An 18,522-nucleotide genomic window follows, 5' to 3' on the forward strand; every position below is an offset into this window, starting at 1 on the left:
CCTAGATCAACCCGTCGGAATCCAGCAGATAGGAATTTGAGGACACGACCGCGAGCGTGCTTTCCGACGCGGCAATGTCGCGCCGCAGGGTCCCGACCGTGCGGGCGCATTCGCGCGCATAGGGGCAGGCGTCCCGAATAGCACAAGAACTCAAACGACGGACAATCGACTTGGCGCTTTCTTCGTCGGCGTCACCGATATGGGAATACGCCCGGCTGACAGAATCCTTGCAAGCGGAAATCATTGCCCTTTGCCTCATGTCGTGAACGCGAGTCATGGTAGGCGGGCTTGAGTTAATGGTGCCTTAACGGGACGTCGATTTTTGATGACGATTTCGGGACGGCGTCCCCACCTACCGGCGAATTCGACATCCGCGTTTACAAATTGTTTACCCGACGGTCGTTCAATGATCATCGGGGAAGGGTATGTATCGTCCAGGCGATGCGTCTGAGGATGCGATCGATGTTTGACATCGGAAATGCAGATCGATTGGCGCGCAGCATCTTGCGCGAGCATGGCCCCGGCGCCTCGGCGTTTGCCCATGCCCGGTCCGCCGAATGCCTGTTCTATCAGGATCAGCAGGGCCAAACGCATTGGATCGAGATCGAAACCAAGATCCGGGCGCTGCGCGTCGCAGAATAGCCTTTTCCCGCCGCCACCCAACTTGACCGCCCCGCCGCGCACGGTATGGTGCGCCGACCCTGTCACGACCGTGCGGGGCCCTATCGGAAATTGCCCGCCGGGCGCGTTTGGGAGTAAGCCGAGATATGGCGTATGAAGACTTGCAGTCGGTGATCGATGCCGCTTTCGAGACCCGGGATCAGGTATCCCCGGCGACCGGCGGCGAGGTCCGCGAAGCCGTGGAAACCGCCCTCAACCTGCTGGACAGCGGCAAGGCCCGCGTCGCGGAAAAGGGCGAAGGCGGCTGGACCGTCAATCAATGGCTCAAGAAAGCGGTGCTGCTGAGCTTCCGCCTGAATGACATGACCACCATCGCCGGCGGACCGGGCGGCAACGCGCCATGGTGGGACAAGGTCCCGTCCAAGTTCGAAGGCTGGGGCGAAACGGAATTCCGTGCCGCCGGTTTCCGCGCCGTGCCCAACTGTGTGGTCCGCCGTTCCGCCTATATCGCGCCGAACGTCGTGCTGATGCCCAGCTTCGTCAATCTGGGCGCCTATGTCGACACCGGCACCATGGTCGACACCTGGGCCACGGTCGGGTCCTGCGCCCAGATCGGCAAGAACGTTCACCTGTCCGGCGGCGCCGGCATCGGTGGCGTTCTGGAACCGCTTCAGGCCGGCCCGGTCATCATCGAAGACAATTGCTTCATCGGCGCCCGATCCGAAGTGGTCGAAGGCGTTCGGGTCGAAGAAGGCTCCGTCCTGTCCATGGGCGTTTTCATCGGCGCATCGACCAAGATCGTCGACCGCAATACGGGCGAGACCTTCATGGGCCGCGTCCCGGCGTTTTCCGTCGTCGTGCCCGGTGCCCTGCCCGGCAAGCCGCTGCCGGACGGCAGCCCCGGCCCGTCCCTGTCCTGTGCCGTCATCATCAAGCGCGTCGACGAGCGGACCCGTTCCAAGACCTCCATCAACGAGCTGCTGCGCACTTAAATGACTGAAATCGACCCGATCGCCCTCACCCAGGACCTGATCCGCTGCCCGAGCGTCACACCGGCCGAAGCTGGCGCGCTTGACCTGCTACAGGGCGTCCTGGAGGAACTGGGCTTCGTCTGCCACCGACTGCCCTTTCAGGAAGACGGGACCGACCGGGTCGACAATCTCTATGCCCGTCTGGGTACGGAAGCGCCCAATCTGTGCTTCGCCGGGCATACCGACGTCGTACCGGTGGGACAGGCGGCCAGTTGGAGCACGGATCCGTTCGCGGCGACCGTGCGGGACGGCATGCTGATCGGGCGCGGCGCATCGGACATGAAAGGTGCCATTGCCGCCTGGGTCGCCGCGGTGTCGCGCCGTCTGGCCAGCGTCGGGCCCGTTCCCGGATCGATCAGCCTCTTGATTACCGGGGATGAAGAGGGGCCTTCCGTCAACGGCACCAAGAAGATGCTGCCGGCCCTGGCGGAACTGGGCGAACGGATCGACCATTGCATTACCGGCGAGCCGACCAATCCAACCGCGTTGGGCACGATGATGAAGATCGGCCGCCGGGGCAGCCTGAACGGCTATATCACCGCGCGCGGCGTGCAGGGTCATACCGGCTATCCGCATCTGGCGGACAATGCCGCACATCGCCTGACACGGATGCTGGCCAGCCTGGTCGATTGGCGGATCGACGAAGGGTCAGAACATTTCGAACCGTCCGTCCTGTCGGTGACGCGGATCGAAGTGGATAACGAGGCCACCAATGTCGTCCCCGCCTTGGCAACGGCACGGTTCAATATCCGCTACAACGATCTGCATACCGGGGCATCCCTGGAAGACGCCTTGCGCGCCCGCCTCACCGAAGCGGCCGGCGACGGTGCCGATTTCGACCTGGACATCGTGGTGTCCGGGGAAAGCTTCCTGACGCCGCCGGGCCTGCTGTCCGATCTGCTGGTAGAGGCTTGCGAGGCGGTGACAGGCAACCGCCCGGAACTGAGCACGACCGGCGGAACGTCGGATTCCCGCTTCATCAAGGATTACTGCCCCGTCGTCGATTTCGGCCTGGTCGGCAAGACCATGCACCAGGTCGACGAACGGGTGGAGACCGCGGACATCACGTCGTTGCGCGATATCTATGTTCAGGTCATCGACCGGTACTTCGAGAAGGCCGCATCATGATTCCCGTCGGTCCCGCCGAAATGGTGGGCCGACTGAGAGACGGTTTCCACGTCTTTTGCACCCGCATGGACGCCCTGGACCGGTTTGGCGACACCCGCGAAGACTTTCTGAAAAGCTTCTGGTGCCTGCTGCTGATCTATCCATTGGTCTTCGCCGCGCTATACCGGCTCAACACCTATGGCAGCGATTACCCCGGTTTTGAGTTTTTCATCGCCGAAACCACGGATTATCTGATCAAGTTGGTCTATTGGCCGCTGATCATGGCCTATCTGTCGGTTCTGTTGGGTCGGCCCGAACGCTGGATTCGGTACGTCGTCGCCGCGAACTGGGTCGTCCTGACCCCGATGGCGATCCAGATTGTCCTGCTTCTGACGATCGATTTGGAAAGCGGCAGCGGCGGCGCCCGCATCCTTTTCCTGATGATTCAGGGATGGAGCCTCTTCATCGGCGGTATGGTGCTGAGACACCTTTTCAAAACGAGCCTGCCCGTGACCCTTCTTCTTGTCCTGGGCGATCTGGCGATCGGTCGCGTGCTGGGCTGGATCAAGAACTACGTTTTGCTGCAAAGCCTGTAATCGGCCCGCTGACGTCCCGATAACGTTTTGGTGTTAGGACGTGAATTGCCGTTGGCGGCAATCTGAAAAATATATCGGGGGCACGGGAAACATCCCGAACCGGCAACCGATATGACAGAGGCATCAGCAATGCGAACTTTCCTCCTTGCGGCCGCCTTCGGCCTGGCGACCGTCGCCGGTGCGCAGGCCGGTGAACAATATGTCGACACGTCCGGCTTTGCGATCGGCGGCTATGATCCGGTCGCCTATTTCGACCTGGATCAAATGCCGGTCGGCCAGCGTCAGAAAGAGGCCGTGCCGGGAAATACCGGGATCACGGCAGAGTTCAACAGTGCCCAATGGGCTTTCGCGACCGAGGCAAACCGCGACAAGTTCCTGTCCGATCCGGAAAAATACGCCCCGGCCTATGACGGGCATTGCGCCTATGGCATTGCCCAGGGCGGGAAAGTTCCCGGCAATCCGAACCTGTGGCGGATCGTCGACGGCAAACTGTATCTGAACATCACGCCGACGGTTGTCGGCCTGTGGGAACAGGATATCGACGGCAACCTGTCGAAATCCGAATCCAACTGGAGTTCGTCGGAAGTCCAGCCCGCGTCGGACCGTAGCTGGAAGGCGATTGCCGACAATGACGGCACCTACACGGTTTCCGCCCCATTGCAGAACTGAATTGCGTTACCCTGTCGGCGGAGGGTGTCCGCCGATCCACCATCGAAGGAGTATGACCATGGCTGATCATCAGAAAACCATCAACGCCACCATGATCGCCGGCGCCGTCGCGCTGGCCCTGTCGGCGACCGCCGCGACCACCAGTGCCTCCGCCGCCGGCAAGGAAAAATGCTACGGCATTTCGCTGGCCGGTCAGAACGATTGCGCCGCCGGGCCGGGCACGACCTGCGCCGGCACCTCCAAGGTCGACTATCAGGGCAATGCCTGGAAACTCGTCCCCGCCGGAGATTGCACGAAGTACGGCGTGGAAGAGTCCATGGCCGAATTCGATCTGCCGGGCGACCGCAAAGGCTCGCTGGAGCCGCTGGAACGCGACGTTCCGGAAGCCTAAGATTTGCGCGAAGCGGCGCGCGGTCCGACCTGGAACGCGCGCCGCCTTCGTTCTTGGAGCACAGCATCATGCCGGATGCATACCCGAAACATCCCACTATTCCCGCTTCGGCCGGTGTCGGGCTGAAACCGGTCCACTATGAAACGATCCTGTCGGAACGTCCCGATATCGGCTGGTTCGAAGTCCATGCCGAGAACTACATGGGTGGCGGCGGACCGCCGCATCGCTATCTCGAAAAAATCCGTGCGTCCTATCCACTTTCGATCCATGGCGTCGGCCTGTCGCTGGGTGGGGATGAGCCGCCCGATGCCGATCATATGGCCCGGTTGTGCCGCCTGGTCGATCGATACGAGCCAGGGCTGGTCAGCGAACATCTGGCCTGGTCCCGTCACGACGGCAGTTTCCTGAACGACCTTCTGCCCATCCCCTACACCAAGGAACGGCTGGCGCGGCTTTGCGAGCATGTGGACCGCCTTCAATCCGCGCTGAACCGGACCGTCGCGATTGAAAACCCGTCTACCTATGTCGCCTTCGACGCCGAGGATATGAGCGAGACCGACTTCTTGTCGGCGCTGACCCAGCGCACCGGATGCGCGCTCCTGCTGGACGTGAACAATGTCTATGTGTCCGCCGTCAATCACGGCTGGGACGCTGCCTCTTACATCGCCGCCTTCCCGATGGAGAGTGTCGCGGAAATCCATCTGGCCGGCCATGCGCCCGATACCGACGATTTCGGCGCGCCGCTGTTGATCGACGCACATGACCGGGCCGTCGCCGATCCGGTCTGGCGGTTGTTCAAGGACGTGCTGAGCCGGACCGGGTCGCGCCCGACCCTGATCGAATGGGATAATGACGTTCCGGAATGGTCCGTCCTTTATGACGAAGCGGTGCGCGCGAATGCCTTGCTGGCGGAAACGGCCGGTACGGACGTGAAGGCGATGTCCCATGCCGGATGAACTTCAAGCCGCCTTCGCCGCCGCGCTGTGCGATCCCGACCTGCCACCGCCCGCGCCGGTCCGGTCATCGGGCAAGCGGCGTTTCGACGTTTACCGCAACAATCGCGCGGTCGCGCTGATCGACGTGCTGGCGGATATCTTCCCCGTCGTCCAACGCCTGGTCGGCGAGGCGTTCTTCCGCGCCGCCGCACGCATCTTTATCGATACCGAACCGCCGCGCGATCCGGTCTTATTGATCTATGGCGCAGGCTTCGGCGATTTCCTGGACGATTTCGAACCGGCCGCCACCGTCCCCTATCTGGGCGATGTCGCGCGTCTGGAATGGGCGCGGCGCGATGCCTATCACGGGCCGGACGCGCATCCGGTGGCGATCGACGTCATGGCCGATTTTCCCGCCGACCGTTTGGGACAGGCTCAACTGACGTTGCTTCCCACATTACATCTGCTCCGCTCTCGGTTCCCGGTCGGGTCCATCTGGGCCGGAGTGGAAGGCATCGATATGAAGCGCGGCGAAGATGTAGCCGTGCTGCGCCCGGATATGCGTGTTGAAACGACCGTCCTGACCCCGGGGGCCTATGGGTTCCTGTCGGCGTTACAGGATGGCGCGACCCTCGGTGCGGCGGCACAGGCGGCCGCCGAGGAATCAGCGGAATTCGATCTGGCCGCCAATCTTCAGGGCGTCTTTGCCCTGGGGGCCGTAATCGGGATTACGGATCGATGTTAGGGGGAAAGCATGCTCACGAAACTACTGAATTGCGCCCGATTGCTGCATGACCGGGCATTCACCGCCATCCAGGCGAAGACTGAGGGTTGGTTGCTGGAGTTGAGCGCCCGTTTCGTTTTCGCGGCGGTGCTGCTGATCTACTATCTGAACTCCGCCGCGACCAAGGTCGGCGATGGGGTGACTGGCTTCTTCACCATCGGCGACAACGCCTATTTCCAGATCCTGCCCAGCGTCGTCGAGGCCTATGGCTATGACGCGGCCCAGGTGCCCGTCTTTCCCTATGGCCTGATCGTCTTTGCGGGGACCTATGCGGAGTTCCTGCTGCCGATCCTGATTGTTCTGGGATTGCTGACCCGCTTGTCCGCGCTGGGAATGATCGGGTTCATTCTGGTACAGAGCCTGGTCGACATTCTGTTTCACCATGCCGACGCGGCGACGATCGGTTCCTGGTTCGACCGGTTCTCGGACGCGGCGATCCTGGATCAGCGCGCCCTGTGGATATTCCTGCTGATCGTGCTGGTCGTGAAGGGCGGCGGCAAACTGTCGGTGGACGCACTACTGAAGCTGCGATAGCGGCAGGTCAGTCGTAGCAGACGCCTGTCAGGTACAGGCCTTGCGGCGGGGCGGTCGGTCCCGCCGCCGCACGGTCCCGGGCGTCGAGGACGTCCGCGACGTCCCTTGCCGTCCAACGCCCGCGCCCGACCCGCTCCAACGTGCCGGCGAAGTTCCGGATCTGGTGATGCAGGAAGCTGCGCGCCTCCGCCACGATATGGATCTCCTCGCCCCGCCGGGACACATCCAGCCGGTCCAGGGTCCTCACCGGGCTGTCGGCCTGACATTCGCTGGCGCGGAAACTGGTGAAATCGTGTCGGCCAACCAGGACCTGCGCGGCCTCATGCATCGAGGCGGCGTCCAGCTCCTGCGGCACGGCCCAGACGCGGCCGTGATCCAGGACCGCCGGCGCCCGCCGGTTCAGGATGCGGTAAAGATAGGACCGGCCCGTCGCGGAAAACCGGGCGTGGAAATCCTGAGGCACCGCTTCGGCCCCCAGCACGGCAACCGGGTCCGGCTTCAGGTGTTGATTGATCGCGTCCCGGACGGTCTTGGCATCGGTCGCCCGCTCGATATCCAGATGGGCGACCTGGGCCAGGGCGTGGACGCCGGTATCCGTTCGGCCCGCCCCTTGGACCAGCACACGTTCCCCGCAAAATGCGAAGGCGGCGTCTTCCAAGGCGGCCTGAACGGAGGGACCGTTCGTCTGGCGTTGCCAGCCGACGAACGGTCCGCCGTCATATTCGATCGTGATCTTCCAGCGCTGCATTCCCGGCATTTACCGGATCGGTTGGGCCAAGGAAAGCCGCGCCGTCGGTTCCGCCGGTTATTCGGTCATCTTATGGCCGGAATGATCGCCGTGGCTCATACCGCCCATCGCACCGACGCCCAGGATGGGAACCTGAACCGCGACCTTGCCGGCATGTTCGAAAACCAGGGTCAGCGGCAGAGTTTCGCCTTCCTTCAGCGGCGCGGCAAGGCCCATCATCATGACGTGGTTGCCGCCCGGTTCGAAGGCGACGCTTTCGCCCGGCCCGACCGGCACGCCGCCTTCGATTTCCAACATCTGCATCGCCCCGTCTTTCATAACGTGGGTGTGCAATTCGATCCGGGCGGCAGCGTCGCCCTCGACGGCGATCAGGCGGTCCGCCATTTCGCCATGGTTATGCAGCGTGAAATAGGCGGCGCCGGATTTGACGGCCGGGCTGGCGCTGGCGCGCGCGAAGGGCGCATCCACCATGATCCCGCCATGCTTCATTTCGGCGGTGGCGGGCAGCGCGGCCGCGGTCAGCAAGGAAACGGCTGCTAGGGCGCCCAGGGTTTGACGTCTGTTGAACATGTCTTTCGTCCTTCTTGAATTCGAATTGTGCCGGGATTCAAGCGGACGGGTCGGGCGGCCCCCTTACGAGATTCTGCGCAGTCGGACGCACTGGGAGCGACTGTGAATAGGCCGGCGAGAACATGGCGGCAATTTCGGTGCCTGTGCCGTTGGTCGGCGCGATACCCAGGCTGACCGACCCGCCTGCGATACAACACCCGCCGGGCAAGACACATCCATGCAAGCCACTATGGCCCGTGTCGGGATCGTCCGGATCACCGCTATAACAGTCAAAGACGGACGCGGGATCGAACTGCGCCCCCGGCAGGTCGGCTGCGACCGCCATCCCCAGCGGCAGGGTAAATTGAAGCAGCAGGGCGAAGAGCGCGAGATTGCGCGCCCATCCGCCGATGCCGTCCAACTGCCGAAACCGCTTCACGCCTGCCCCGCTTTCCGGAGGTATCAGACCTTACCGATGTCCTGCGGATCGAACGGCGTCGTCTGATACGTGTCGTTGATCCAGTTCGCGATGAACAGATGGGCGTGGCCGCGCCAAGTGTTCGGCGGATCGCGAGTCGGATCGTTGTCCGGAAAATAGTATTTCGGCGGGGCGATGGACAAGCCCTGGTCGACATCCCGTTGGTATTCGTCGCGCAGGGTCCAGGCGTCGTATTCCAGATGGTTCAGCATATAGATATGCCGCTTTGCCGTATCCTGGGCCAGGCACAGCCCCGCCTCATCGGATTCGATCAGGACCTGCACCCCGTCGATCCCCTTCAGATCTTCCTTCCGGGTTTCGGTATGCCGCGACACCGGGATCGCCAGTTCGTCCGAAAATCCACGCAGCAGATTGGCGGTCCGGTCCGTTACCCGGTGCGGAAAGACCCCGAACATCTTGCTGGGCAGTTCATGCTTCGGCACCCGGTGGAAATGATGCAGCGCCGCCTGCGCGCCCCAGCAGATATCCAGGGTCGAATGCACATTGGTCAGGGTCCAGTCGATGACGCGCTCCAGTTCCTGCCAGTAGCGCACTTCTTCGAAAGGCAGGGTTTCCACCGGCGCGCCGGTAATGATGAACCCGTCGAACTTCTCGTCCGCGACATCTTCCCAGGTCCGATAGAATGTCGAGAGGTGATGCGCCGACACATTTGACGGCACATAGCTTCCGGTCGTCACCAGGGTCAGTTCGATCTGCAACGGCGTCGCCCCAATCAGGCGCGCCAACTGCGTTTCGGTCTTCTGCTTCTGGGGCATCAGATTGAGCAGACCGATCTTCATCGGGCGGATATCCTGCCGAATCGCGTCGGCTTCCGACATGACCATCATGCCCTCGCGCTCCAGCTCTAGGCGGGCGGGCAGGTCGTTCGGAATCTTGATCGGCATATCCTTGGTCTCGCTCTTACTTACGTCATCCTTGTTCGGAGGCATCGGCGCCTCAGAGCGGATGATTTAATACCCTGGAACCATAATTTCCACTAAAAAAACGTAAATTAAAGCAATCCACCCAAACCCGGCCAAACTCGGACCGTAAACGCTTTTGCTTTGATTTCGCGCAAGGGGCGCGCTACGTCCTAACGGCTTGATATTGGGACCGGGGAAATGGCCAAACCGAACCTAGACGAATTGCGCCAGCAGATCGACGCGATCGACGATCAGATCCACGATCTGATCCTGAAGCGCTGGGATGTCGTCCAACACGTCGCCGAAGCCAAGGGCAAGAGCGTCAGCTTCCCACTGCGCCCGACGCGCGAGGCGGGGATGCTGCGCCGCCTGGCCGAACGGCATAGCGGGCCCTTCCCGTTTTCCGCCCTGGCCCGCATGTGGCACGAGATGATCGCCGCCTTCACCATGCTGCAGGCGGACTACTCAGTCGCCGTCTTCGCCAATAGCGAGGAACATACGCTGTGGGATCTGGCGCGCGATCAGTTCGGCAGCCAGGTGCCGATGACGGCCTATCCGACCGTGCGCGACGCTTTGGCCCAGGTCTTTGAGGACAAACACCAGATTGCCGTCCTGCCCGCGCCCCGCGAGAGCGACGAAGACCCCTGGTGGGTCAAACTGTCCGGTGCGAACGCGCCGAAAGTCATCATGCGCTTGCCCTTCGCCGGTGTCGGCAGCGTCCGGGGCCAGATGCAGGATGCGCTGGCCGTCGCCCGGTTGAAGTTGGAACCGACGGGCAGTGATCGGACACTGATCCTGGTCGAAACCACCGCGCCCCTGTCCCGGACCGGGTTGAACGCCATATTGCAGCGCGCCAAGCTGCATCCGCTGTTCACCGCGTCGGCACCGCAGCAGGAAAGCTGGGTTCATCTGGTCGAACTGGGCGATTTCGTCGACGGCAAGGACCCGCGTTTGGAGTTGATCGAAGTGCGCGACACCGTCGTCCGTGTCGAAGTGGTCGGCGGCTACGCCGAAATCTTGGGTCCGGACCGCCGGACGGGAGTTGTCCTGGAATGAGTGAAAGCCCGCTGAAACTGCGTCCCGGCATCGCGGACGCACCAATTTACGTGCCCGGAGCCCATGGCGGCGACGACGATGCCGAGCCGCCGGTCGTCCTGTCCGCCAACGAAAATCCGTTGGGGCCCAGTCCGAAGGCGATTGAAGCCTACGGCCAGGCTCTGGCGTTGAACCGGTATCCGGATGGCGGCGCAGTTGCCCTGCGCAACGCCATCGGCGCACGTTTCGGACTGGATCCGGCGCGGATCGTCTGCGGTGCCGGATCGGACGAGCTGATCACCTTGCTGATCCGATGCTATGCCGGACAGGGCGACGAAGTTCTGCAATCGCAGCACGGTTTCCTGATGTACGGGATTTCGGCCCGCACGGTCGGCGCGACGCCGGTCCTGGCCCCCGAAACCAATCTGCACACCGACGTCGACAATTTGTTGGCCCAGGTCACGGAACGCACGAAGATCTGTTTCGTCGCGAACCCGAACAATCCGACCGGCACCTATATTTCAGGATCGGAACTGCGCCGCCTGCGTGAAGGGCTGCGCGACGACATCCTGCTGGCGGTCGATGCCGCCTATTCGGAATATGTCGACCTACCCGATTATTCCGACGGCCGCGATCTGGTCGACGATTATGAGAATGTCGTGATGCTGCGCACATTCTCGAAGATCTTCGGCTTGGCCTCGCTGCGCCTCGGCTGGTGCTATGCGCCGGCGGCTGTGGTCGACGCGCTGAACCGGGTGCGCAGCCCGTTCAATGTCTCCGTTCCCGCCCAGGCGGCCGGACTGGCGGCTCTGGCCGACCGGGAGCACATCGCGCTCACCATCGACACCAATACCGAACAGCTGCGGCGCCTGACCGGCGCCCTGGCGCAGCTCGGCATCGCCAGCCCGCCTTCGGTCGGGAATTTTGTTCTGGCGAAATTCCGGGACGCCGACATGGCCAAACGTGCCAATGCCTATCTGATGGAACATGGCGTGATCGTGCGGTCGGTAGCGGCCTATGGATTGGCCGAATGCCTGCGCATGACCGTTGGGACGGCGGCGGAAAACGACCGTCTTCTGGCGGCCCTGACCGACTTCCTGGCCCAGGATTCCTGATTAGGTCTAGTCCCTGAACGGGACTACTGCGACGGTACGGGAACAGGCACCGGAACCGGGCGGGGCGGCGTGTCCGCGCCCAGGGTTTCCTCACTGACCGTCGGAGGCGGCGGCGGCGGCGCGAAATCGTCCTTCGGCGGTGGCACCGCCGCCGCGGGCGCGGGATTGTATCCCGGAATCAGCGGCTGAACCTCGCCAACGGCGACCGGGCCGACATACAGAACGCCGTCCTGTGCCGAGATGGGGACGCGGATGCTCGCCGAATTGCTGCGCCCCAGCGACAGCAGCCCCGTTCCCAATTCGATATAACGGCGGGTGCGGTCATCGATCAGGCCGGCTTCCTGAAACCGGCGGGCGGTTTGCGGCACGCCGGACGCGTCCAGGGCAAAGGCCGCGATGGGTCGCATCTCGGTATCCAGCGCCAGAGTGCCTTCGCCGCGCAGATTGAGATCTTCCCAGGCCAGCGCGATATCCCGCACTTCAATCGACCCACCGCCGTCGCGCCATTCGGACAGACGCCGCAGGGCGCTGCCATGCTGCCCCGGTTCCGGTCCCAGCACATCGAAATCCAACACCGCCGCCGTAACGCGGTTCGGCAGGCCCGGCGGGAACAAGGCGGGGGCGGTCGCATCGACCAGTTCCAACCGCCCGGACAGGGCCGTCGCTTCATGATCCGTGGCCCGGCGAGCCGGACGTTCGCCGATCAGGCCGACTTCCTTGACCGACAGTCCCAGGGGACCGGAAATCGGCTTCGCCACCAATTCGAGGACATGGGTTTGGCCGTCGCGCGCATGATGGAATGTGCCTTCGACCGATCCGGCCACGATGGGGGATTGGCGGGTCCCCGGCAGCGCCGCCGCGATCATCTGAACCGGCGCGGCGGTCTTCAACGTGTAGCGGTTCAAATTCCAGGGCCGGAAGGACACCGTCGTCTCGTCGCTCGACACAGCCCAAAAGCGGCCCGGCGCGGATATCCCGAAACGTTGTACCGTCAGGTCTATCCGAAATGGATATCCAGCCATGTCGACCCGCGCGAAGGTAACGTCATACCCGTTGGCGCGTTGGTCTTCTGCCCATTCCTGGAGGGAGGCGATCGCAAAACGTCCGGCATAGAACCACCAGCCGGTCCACAAAACGGCGGCCAGGGTCAAAAAGGCCATCGTCCAGATCGCAATGCGTCGCGTCGTCATGTCTGCGGGTGTACGCGCCGTCGCGTGGCTTGGCAAGTTGGCGGGGTTTGTTCAGGATATGGCGCATGTCCATTTCCTCCAAACATCCGATTCCGCCGCTGCCGGATTTCCCGCGCTTGGCCGAGTCCGAGATCGACGCCCAAGCCGACGAATGGGCCAGATCGTGCCCCGCCCCTTCCGCCGTATGGATCTTCGCGACGGGGTCGCTGATCTGGAACCCGGAAATTCCCTATGTCGAAAGGCGACGAGCCGCCATTGAGGGCTGGCACCGCGCGCTCTGCCTCTATTCCGTTCATTTCCGGGGCACCTGCGAAAGGCCTGGACTGGTGATGGGACTGGCGCCGGGCGGGCATTGCGAGGGCTGTGCTTTCCGGATCGATCCGGACCGCCTCGAAGAGGCGGCGCGTATCTTGTGGCGGCGCGAAATGGGGCATGGCAGCTATCGGTTGATCCCGTTGCGGGCGAAGACCGATCAGGGGGAGATCGATTGCTACAGCTTCACCCCCTGTCCGGATCATCCGCAATGTGCCTTCGACTTGCCGGAAGATGTGATCGAGGAGACGGTCCGGTCGGCATCCGGCGAGCGCGGGCCGAATATCGACTATGTGCTGAACACGGTGACCCATCTTGACGAACTGGGCATTCACGACCCGGCCCTGCACCGGCTGGCCGCGAAACTGACCGGCGCAACCAGAAAGGAAACGGCATGACCAAGAGACCCGCCGCGATTCCCACCGTTCAAGTGGACGACGAGGCCGTGCGCGTGACCGAGTGGCATTTTCCGCCCGGCGCGGAAACCGGACGCCATGTCCACGCCATGGACTATGTCGTCGTTCCCATGACCACGGGCGCGTTGACCATCGAACTGCCGGACGGGTCCATTGTGACCTCCGACCTTACCGCAGGGCAGTCTTATGCCCGGAAGGCCGGCGTGGACCACAATGTGGTGAATGCCAACGCGACGCCCTTCACCTTCGTCGAAGTCGAAATCAAACGGTCCTAGGCCAAATCAACCCCCACCCACTGAGACAGTGCCGGACCGATGCTGCACCTCGACCATCTGACCGTGATCGCGCCAACCTTGGCGGAGGGCGTCGCCCATGTCCGGGACTGCCTGGATGTCGACGTGCCCTTTGGGACGCGCCACCTCTATATGGGCACCCACAATCATCGTCTGCAATTGGGGGGCCGGACCTATCTGGAAATCGTCGCGCGCGATCCCGACGGCGTCGATCCGGGCCGCGCCCGTTGGTTCGGCGTCGACGACCCGCGGACCGTCCGGTCCGATTGGGAGGCCGGGCGGCGTCTGCGCGGCTGGGTCGCCAACACTCAGGACATCGACACGGTCGTGGCGCGCCATGGCGCGATTTTCGGGGATGTCGTGCCCTTGCCCTTCGGCGCGCCCGAATTTGCCTTCGCCATTCCATCGGACGGCAGTTTGCCGCTCGACGGCGCGGCCCCGTCGCTGATCGACCATAAGGGCGATCCGACATCGATGGCGGAGATTCCCGATCTGGGCGCGCGGCTGATCGACTTTACGCTGGAGCATCCCGACCCGACCGGACTAGAAGCCCTGTACCGCGAATGGTCGATCGACCGGCCGCCGAAGGTGGCGGCCGGCCCCCAAATTCGATATCGCGCGCAAATCGAGACCTCGAACGGCGTGAAGGAACTTTCCTAGCCGCAGCGCGACCAGCCGCAATTGTCGCAGGTATCGCAGCCTTCCATGCGAATCAGGCCCGGATGGCCGCAGCGTGGACAATGGCGTCCGGACCGGCCGATGGCGGATGCCTTTGCCGGACTGTCTGCCGCGTTGTCGCCTTTCGCATCACGCTCCAGGAACCCGATGGCAACCATGTGCTGTTCGATCACATCGCCGATGGCCGCCAGGATCGACGGAACATAGCGACCTTCGACCCAGTACCCGCCGCGCGGATCGAAGACGGCTTTCAATTCCTCCACCACGAAAGACACATCGCCGCCGCGCCGGAACACCGCGCTGATCATCCGCGTCAGCGCCACGGTCCAGGAATAATGTTCCATATTCTTGGAATTGATGAAGACCTCGAACGGTCGGCGGCGGCCCGACGCGTCCATCACGTCGTTGATCGTGATATAGGTCGCATGGTCACTTTCCGGCCAGCGCAGCTTGTAGGTCCGTCCTTCCAACGCCCCCGGCCGGTCGAGCGGCTGGGACATGTAGATGACGCCATCCTCCTCCGGCAGATCGGGAGCGCTCGCAGCAGCCTCGGCGGACGGCGGTTCCGATACGCTCAGCACCGATCCGGTCACCGGGTTCGGGCGGTAGGTCGTGCAGCCCTTGCAATCCATCGCATAGGCCCGGGCATAGACATCCTTGAACGCCTGGAAGCCGGTATCCTCCGGCAAGTTGATGGTCTTGGAGATCGAGCTGTCGACACAGCGCTGCGCCGCCGCCTGAATCGCCAGATGATCTTCGGGTTCCAGCGCCTGAGCGTCGACGAAATAGGCCGGAACCTCGCTCTCCTCGCCGAACTTTTCACGAAACAGGCGATAGGCGTAGTCGACGACGTCATGGCTTTCGCGCGTCCCGTCCGGGCCCAGAACCTTGCGATGCGCCCGAAAAGAGAAGACCGGCTCGATCCCCGACGACACATTTTCCGCGACCAGCGAAATCGTGCCCGTCGGCGCGATGGAGGTCAGCAGCGCATTCCGAATGCCGTAGCGTCCGATATCCTGACGAATGTCTTCCGGCAGCCGGCGGATCATATCCGCCTCCAGATAGGGAGCCGGATCGAATTTCGGGAAGGCTCCTTTCTCGGCCGCCAGCATGACGGAAGCCCGATAGGCGGCGTCCCGCAGTTCGGTCAGCCAGGCCTCCGTCAAGCGAACGGATTCCGCGCTGCCATACCGTACCCGACACATCAGGAAGGCGTCCGCCAGCCCGGTCACGCCAAGGCCGATACGCCGTTTGGCCTGCGCCTCGTCGCGTTGCTGGTCCAACGGGAAACGCGACAGGTCGACCACATTGTCCATCATCCGAACGGCCGTCGCCGTCAGGTCGGTCAACGCCTCCAGATCGAGCTGCGCGGCGTCGGTAAACGGGTCGCGGATCAGCCGCGCCAGATTGATCGACCCCAGCAGACAGGCGCCGTAGGGCGGCAAGGGCTGTTCGCCGCAGGGGTTGGTTGCCTGAATGGTCTCGCAATAGTGCAGATTGTTGCGGGCATTGATCCGGTCGATGAAGATCACGCCCGGCTCGGCATGGTCATAGGTCGACCGCATGATCTTGTCCCAAAGATCGCGGGCGCGCAGCGTCCGGTAGGTTTGCCCGTCGAAGACAAGGTCCCAATCCGCATCCGCGTCGACCGCCTCCATGAAGGGATCGGTGACCAGCACAGACATGTTGAAATTGGTCAGCATCCCGGCCGACCCTTTAGCCGCGACGAAGGCTTCGACATCCGGATGGTCACAGCGGATCGTGCCCATCATCGCGCCGCGCCGGTACCCCGCGCTCATGATCGTGCGGCACATCGCGTCCCAGACTTCCATGAAGGAAACGGGGCCGGACGCGTCGGAGCCGACGCCGCGGACCAATGCGCCGCGCGGCCGCAATGTCGAGAAGTCATAGCCGATGCCGCCGCCCTGCTGCAGCGTGACCGCCGCTTCCTTCAGCGCGGTGAAGATTCCCGGCATATCGTCCGGGATCGTCCCCATGACGAAACAGTTGAACAGGGTCACGTCCCGGTCGGTCCCGGCCCCCGCGAGTATCCGACCGGCGGGCAGAAACTTGAAATCCTCCATGGCGCGATAGAACCGGTCGGACCATTGCGCGGGGTTCTTTTCCACCGAGGCTACACTATCGGCGACCCGGCGCCAGGTATCCTCCACCGTTTTGTCCACAGGGGTGCCGTCCGGCTGTTTCAGCCGGTATTTCATGTCCCAGATGCGTCGCGAAAAAGCGTCGATTTCCAAAAGCTTACCCCTTGAATATGGCGGCCTCCCGCCTACGCGACATTTCTGTCACAATTGGATTTGGGGGTTAAGTATCAGATTTTCCACACTTTTTACTTTAGATCACAAATGACCCTGGCGTCAAGGCGTGTTCCGTTTTTGTTTGATGACAATTCCGGTAACACGCATGTCATCCGGCCGGAGGTAAGTGACTGTTTTGTTAAGGCATCCGGATCGGGGACCCGGCACGGCGCCCCTCCACAAAGTTATCCACAGGCGGCTTCGTGCAAGGCTTGGGATTCGGCCTCGATCGCCTGTTCCAACCGGCTCATGAAAGCCTTGCGATCCAGCCCCGGCGGAATAGCCGGCAGGATCGCGACCGTCACCGTTCCGGCCCGCTTGATCAGCCCATTGCGCGCCCAGAGACGGCCGGAATCGAGGGCGATCGGTACGACCGGCAGGTTTACGGCCCGGTACAACGCATAAACCCCTGGATGATAGGGCTTGTCGACACCGGGCGCGACGCGCGTGCCTTGAGGATAGATGACGATGGAATAGCCGTCGGCGACCACATCCTCCGCCTGGGCGACCATACCGCGCATGGCCGCCGCGCCGGCCTTCCGGTCGACGGCGATCTGGCGCATCTTCGGCAGATACCAGCCAAAGAAAGGGATTCGCTCCAGTTCCTTCTTCAGGACGAAGACGGGTTTGGGCAGCAGGAGATTGAAAACCAGTGTCTCCCAGGCGGATTGATGCTTCGAGGCGTATATCGCCGGGCCGTCCGGCCAAACCGCATCGTCCCGCAAGACGACCCGGTGACGAATGCCTGCGACCCACCGCACCATGAAAGCGGAATAGACGACCCAGAACCGGAAAAAGGGCCGCCCGACCCGGCCCGGAAGAACTGCCAGCGGGATATAGCAAAAACCTATGATCAGCGTGCCGCCATAGAACAGCAGGCCGAAAAGGATGGAGCGGATCACGGTCATGCGGGTTCCTGAAGCGACTGGATCATGCGCCCGGCGGTCTGACGCAGCCAGGACAGGATGTATTTGCTGAATTCTCCGGCAATCAGCAACGCCGTTCCGGGGTATCGGTACCAGGAATCTGTCTTGACGTGATCGGGTGAGACCGGATGCGGCACAATCGTCACATCCGGCATGGCGGACCGAAACTCCAGCAGGCTGCGGGGCATATGATACCCGGCAGTGACCAGGCGGATCGACCGGATCCCTTCCTGCGCGACCCAGGACGCAGTCTCCTCCGCATTGCCGACGGTGTCGACGGCGTCATGCCCCAGCACGATGCAGCATTGCAGGCGGTCCGGCTGGCGCTTCTGGATGCGCATCAGTTCCGCAACATCCACGCCGCGATGAACCCCGGAGACGAATAGCTTGCGCGCCACACCGGATTCCAAGAGGGCGATCCCGGTTTCCATCCGCAACGTGCCGCCGGTCAGAACAACGATCGCGTCGGACTTCTCGGACAGGGGGGCGGTCGATTCCGGAATTGTCCCGGCGAAGACGACGAAGCCCGCGACCCAAGCTGTCGCGGCAACCGCAAGCGCCCCCAGAAGCCAGGGCCGCCTGCGCTGCGGTCTTCCAAAGTTTCGCGCCAAGGTCGGTTCAACCTCCCATCCGATCCGTCATCAACCCTTACTCATACCATACGGGCGAGGGCGCGCAGAACCGTCCACCGGGCCGCCAGGGCCGCGATCGCGGCCGTCGCGAGAGGCAGCCCCCCGAGAATGACCCAGTCAGTGACCTCCAGAACCGCCGTCCCGGGCAGTGTTGTTCCCGCGGATGCCGCACCATGACCCAGGCCGACGACGGTCGCAGCCGTCGCCGCGACGCCGATGATGCCGCCCTTCAAGCCCGCCTTCA

The 18,522-nt window shown here is 63.0% G+C and carries 23 protein-coding genes and 1 pseudogene; 14 read left to right on the forward strand and 10 right to left on the reverse strand.

Going from position 1 to position 18,522, the window contains the following annotated elements; translation table 11 throughout:
- Window position 1 precedes the first annotated feature (1 nt).
- A complete protein-coding gene (locus ACO06O_RS20275; protein WP_421884111.1) occupies window positions 2–244 on the reverse strand; it encodes a hypothetical protein in 243 nt (80 codons plus the stop codon).
- Window positions 245–462: 218 nt separating this feature from the next.
- On the opposite strand from ACO06O_RS20275, the gene ACO06O_RS20280 reads away from it, so the two are divergent.
- From ACO06O_RS20280 to ACO06O_RS20320, 9 genes are all read left to right on the forward strand, one after another.
- Window positions 463–642 (forward strand): hypothetical protein, encoded by a 180-nt coding sequence (locus ACO06O_RS20280; RefSeq protein ID WP_421884114.1) that lies wholly within the window; start codon window positions 463–465, stop codon window positions 640–642.
- Between the two features lie 125 nt (window positions 643–767).
- Window positions 768–1,613 (forward strand): 2,3,4,5-tetrahydropyridine-2,6-dicarboxylate N-succinyltransferase, encoded by an 846-nt coding sequence (dapD, locus tag ACO06O_RS20285; RefSeq protein WP_421884117.1) that lies wholly within the window; start codon window positions 768–770, stop codon window positions 1,611–1,613.
- The gene (dapE, locus tag ACO06O_RS20290) at window positions 1,614–2,780 is read left to right on the forward strand and encodes a succinyl-diaminopimelate desuccinylase (RefSeq protein WP_420420300.1); all 1,167 of its coding nucleotides are present in this window, start codon (window positions 1,614–1,616) and stop codon (window positions 2,778–2,780) included.
- A complete protein-coding gene (locus ACO06O_RS20295; protein ID WP_421884120.1) occupies window positions 2,777–3,355 on the forward strand; it encodes a hypothetical protein in 579 nt (192 codons plus the stop codon). Before dapE ends, ACO06O_RS20295 begins: the two co-directional genes overlap by 4 nt.
- A gap of 129 nt (window positions 3,356–3,484) precedes the next feature.
- On the forward strand, window positions 3,485–4,024 hold the full coding sequence (locus ACO06O_RS20300; protein ID WP_421884123.1) for a YHS domain-containing (seleno)protein: 540 nt from the start codon (window positions 3,485–3,487) through the stop codon (window positions 4,022–4,024).
- A gap of 58 nt (window positions 4,025–4,082) precedes the next feature.
- Complete coding sequence (locus ACO06O_RS20305; RefSeq protein ID WP_420420297.1) at window positions 4,083–4,415, forward strand: DUF2282 domain-containing protein; 333 nt, start codon at window positions 4,083–4,085, stop codon at window positions 4,413–4,415.
- Between the two features lie 68 nt (window positions 4,416–4,483).
- Window positions 4,484–5,371, forward strand: a complete 888-nt coding sequence (locus tag ACO06O_RS20310; protein ID WP_421884127.1) for a DUF692 domain-containing protein — start codon at window positions 4,484–4,486, stop codon at window positions 5,369–5,371.
- Complete coding sequence (locus tag ACO06O_RS20315) at window positions 5,361–6,095, forward strand: putative DNA-binding domain-containing protein (RefSeq protein WP_421884130.1); 735 nt, start codon at window positions 5,361–5,363, stop codon at window positions 6,093–6,095. Before ACO06O_RS20310 ends, ACO06O_RS20315 begins: the two co-directional genes overlap by 11 nt.
- Before the next feature lie 9 nt (window positions 6,096–6,104).
- Window positions 6,105–6,668 carry a DoxX family protein gene (locus ACO06O_RS20320; RefSeq protein WP_421884133.1) on the forward strand — a complete coding sequence of 188 codons (564 nt, stop codon included), beginning with the start codon at window positions 6,105–6,107 and terminating at the stop codon, window positions 6,666–6,668.
- A gap of 7 nt (window positions 6,669–6,675) precedes the next feature.
- Here ACO06O_RS20320 and truA read toward each other — a convergent pair whose 3' ends face one another.
- The 4 genes from truA to ACO06O_RS20340 are packed head-to-tail and all read right to left on the reverse strand — an operon-like array spanning window position 6,676 to window position 9,348.
- Window positions 6,676–7,416 (reverse strand): tRNA pseudouridine(38-40) synthase TruA, encoded by a 741-nt coding sequence (truA, locus tag ACO06O_RS20325; protein WP_421884182.1) that lies wholly within the window; start codon window positions 7,414–7,416, stop codon window positions 6,676–6,678.
- Window positions 7,417–7,473: 57 nt separating this feature from the next.
- On the reverse strand, window positions 7,474–7,986 hold the full coding sequence (locus tag ACO06O_RS20330; protein ID WP_421884136.1) for a copper chaperone PCu(A)C: 513 nt from the start codon (window positions 7,984–7,986) through the stop codon (window positions 7,474–7,476).
- Between the two features lie 37 nt (window positions 7,987–8,023).
- Window positions 8,024–8,404, reverse strand: coding sequence for a hypothetical protein (locus ACO06O_RS20335; protein ID WP_421884140.1), 381 nt, complete (start codon window positions 8,402–8,404; stop codon window positions 8,024–8,026).
- Window positions 8,405–8,427: 23 nt separating this feature from the next.
- Window positions 8,428–9,348: a homoserine O-succinyltransferase gene (locus ACO06O_RS20340; protein WP_421884143.1), complete on the reverse strand. Its 921-nt coding sequence runs from the start codon at window positions 9,346–9,348 to the stop codon at window positions 8,428–8,430.
- 216 nt (window positions 9,349–9,564) lie between these two features.
- Here ACO06O_RS20340 and pheA point away from each other — a divergent pair, with 216 nt between their 5' ends.
- On the forward strand, window positions 9,565–10,422 hold the full coding sequence (pheA, locus tag ACO06O_RS20345; RefSeq protein ID WP_421884147.1) for a chorismate mutase: 858 nt from the start codon (window positions 9,565–9,567) through the stop codon (window positions 10,420–10,422).
- Window positions 10,419–11,516, forward strand: a complete 1,098-nt coding sequence (hisC, locus tag ACO06O_RS20350) for a histidinol-phosphate transaminase (RefSeq protein ID WP_421884149.1) — start codon at window positions 10,419–10,421, stop codon at window positions 11,514–11,516. Before pheA ends, hisC begins: the two co-directional genes overlap by 4 nt.
- 23 nt (window positions 11,517–11,539) lie before the next feature.
- On the opposite strand, the gene ACO06O_RS20355 is transcribed toward hisC, so the two are convergent.
- Window positions 11,540–12,676, reverse strand: coding sequence for a DUF2125 domain-containing protein (locus tag ACO06O_RS20355; RefSeq protein WP_421884152.1), 1,137 nt, complete (start codon window positions 12,674–12,676; stop codon window positions 11,540–11,542).
- Between the two features lie 95 nt (window positions 12,677–12,771).
- Between ACO06O_RS20355 and ACO06O_RS20360 the strand changes: the two genes are divergently transcribed.
- Genes ACO06O_RS20360 through ACO06O_RS20370 form a run of 3 tightly spaced genes read left to right on the forward strand, consistent with a single transcriptional unit; the run spans window position 12,772 to window position 14,387 of the window.
- Entirely contained in the window at window positions 12,772–13,416 is a 645-nt protein-coding gene (locus ACO06O_RS20360; protein ID WP_421884155.1) for a gamma-glutamylcyclotransferase, read from the forward strand.
- Complete coding sequence (locus ACO06O_RS20365; protein ID WP_421884158.1) at window positions 13,413–13,709, forward strand: cupin domain-containing protein; 297 nt, start codon at window positions 13,413–13,415, stop codon at window positions 13,707–13,709. Before ACO06O_RS20360 ends, ACO06O_RS20365 begins: the two co-directional genes overlap by 4 nt.
- Before the next feature lie 39 nt (window positions 13,710–13,748).
- Window positions 13,749–14,387, forward strand: a complete 639-nt coding sequence (locus tag ACO06O_RS20370) for a VOC family protein (RefSeq protein ID WP_421884161.1) — start codon at window positions 13,749–13,751, stop codon at window positions 14,385–14,387.
- Here the strand turns inward: ACO06O_RS20370 and ACO06O_RS20375 are convergent.
- The 4 genes and pseudogenes from ACO06O_RS20375 to ACO06O_RS20390 form a co-directional block, all read right to left on the reverse strand.
- A complete protein-coding gene (locus ACO06O_RS20375) occupies window positions 14,384–16,660 on the reverse strand; it encodes an adenosylcobalamin-dependent ribonucleoside-diphosphate reductase (RefSeq protein ID WP_421884164.1) in 2,277 nt (758 codons plus the stop codon). The genes ACO06O_RS20370 and ACO06O_RS20375 overlap by 4 nt on opposite strands.
- Before the next feature lie 245 nt (window positions 16,661–16,905).
- Complete coding sequence (locus ACO06O_RS20380; protein ID WP_421884168.1) at window positions 16,906–17,628, reverse strand: lysophospholipid acyltransferase family protein; 723 nt, start codon at window positions 17,626–17,628, stop codon at window positions 16,906–16,908.
- Window positions 17,625–18,257: a YdcF family protein gene (locus ACO06O_RS20385; protein ID WP_421884171.1), complete on the reverse strand. Its 633-nt coding sequence runs from the start codon at window positions 18,255–18,257 to the stop codon at window positions 17,625–17,627. The genes ACO06O_RS20380 and ACO06O_RS20385 overlap by 4 nt, the downstream gene beginning before the upstream one ends.
- A 41-nt stretch (window positions 18,258–18,298) precedes the next feature.
- Window positions 18,299–18,522, reverse strand: a pseudogene (locus ACO06O_RS20390) (hypothetical protein); the annotation flags it as partial.

Source organism: Pacificispira sp. (assembly GCF_965228185.1).
Taxonomy (GTDB): Bacteria; Pseudomonadota; Alphaproteobacteria; order UBA8366; family Aestuariispiraceae; genus Pacificispira.

Coding starts and splice junctions, on each gene's coding strand:
- hisC (WP_421884149.1), top strand. CDS start 10,419: ATGAGTGAAAGCCCGCTGAAACTGCGTCCCGGCATCGCGGACGCACCA.
- ACO06O_RS20380 (WP_421884168.1), bottom strand. CDS start 17,628: ATGACCGTGATCCGCTCCATCCTTTTCGGCCTGCTGTTCTATGGCGGC.
- dapD (WP_421884117.1), top strand. CDS start 768: ATGGCGTATGAAGACTTGCAGTCGGTGATCGATGCCGCTTTCGAGACC.
- ACO06O_RS20370 (WP_421884161.1), top strand. CDS start 13,749: ATGCTGCACCTCGACCATCTGACCGTGATCGCGCCAACCTTGGCGGAG.
- ACO06O_RS20355 (WP_421884152.1), bottom strand. CDS start 12,676: ATGGCCTTTTTGACCCTGGCCGCCGTTTTGTGGACCGGCTGGTGGTTC.
- ACO06O_RS20365 (WP_421884158.1), top strand. CDS start 13,413: ATGACCAAGAGACCCGCCGCGATTCCCACCGTTCAAGTGGACGACGAG.
- dapE (WP_420420300.1), top strand. CDS start 1,614: ATGACTGAAATCGACCCGATCGCCCTCACCCAGGACCTGATCCGCTGC.
- ACO06O_RS20310 (WP_421884127.1), top strand. CDS start 4,484: ATGCCGGATGCATACCCGAAACATCCCACTATTCCCGCTTCGGCCGGT.
- ACO06O_RS20330 (WP_421884136.1), bottom strand. CDS start 7,986: ATGTTCAACAGACGTCAAACCCTGGGCGCCCTAGCAGCCGTTTCCTTG.
- truA (WP_421884182.1), bottom strand. CDS start 7,416: ATGCAGCGCTGGAAGATCACGATCGAATATGACGGCGGACCGTTCGTC.
- ACO06O_RS20275 (WP_421884111.1), bottom strand. CDS start 244: ATGATTTCCGCTTGCAAGGATTCTGTCAGCCGGGCGTATTCCCATATC.
- ACO06O_RS20320 (WP_421884133.1), top strand. CDS start 6,105: ATGCTCACGAAACTACTGAATTGCGCCCGATTGCTGCATGACCGGGCA.
- ACO06O_RS20360 (WP_421884155.1), top strand. CDS start 12,772: ATGTCCATTTCCTCCAAACATCCGATTCCGCCGCTGCCGGATTTCCCG.
- pheA (WP_421884147.1), top strand. CDS start 9,565: ATGGCCAAACCGAACCTAGACGAATTGCGCCAGCAGATCGACGCGATC.
- ACO06O_RS20305 (WP_420420297.1), top strand. CDS start 4,083: ATGGCTGATCATCAGAAAACCATCAACGCCACCATGATCGCCGGCGCC.
- ACO06O_RS20280 (WP_421884114.1), top strand. CDS start 463: ATGTTTGACATCGGAAATGCAGATCGATTGGCGCGCAGCATCTTGCGC.
- ACO06O_RS20300 (WP_421884123.1), top strand. CDS start 3,485: ATGCGAACTTTCCTCCTTGCGGCCGCCTTCGGCCTGGCGACCGTCGCC.
- ACO06O_RS20315 (WP_421884130.1), top strand. CDS start 5,361: ATGCCGGATGAACTTCAAGCCGCCTTCGCCGCCGCGCTGTGCGATCCC.
- ACO06O_RS20340 (WP_421884143.1), bottom strand. CDS start 9,348: ATGCCGATCAAGATTCCGAACGACCTGCCCGCCCGCCTAGAGCTGGAG.
- ACO06O_RS20295 (WP_421884120.1), top strand. CDS start 2,777: ATGATTCCCGTCGGTCCCGCCGAAATGGTGGGCCGACTGAGAGACGGT.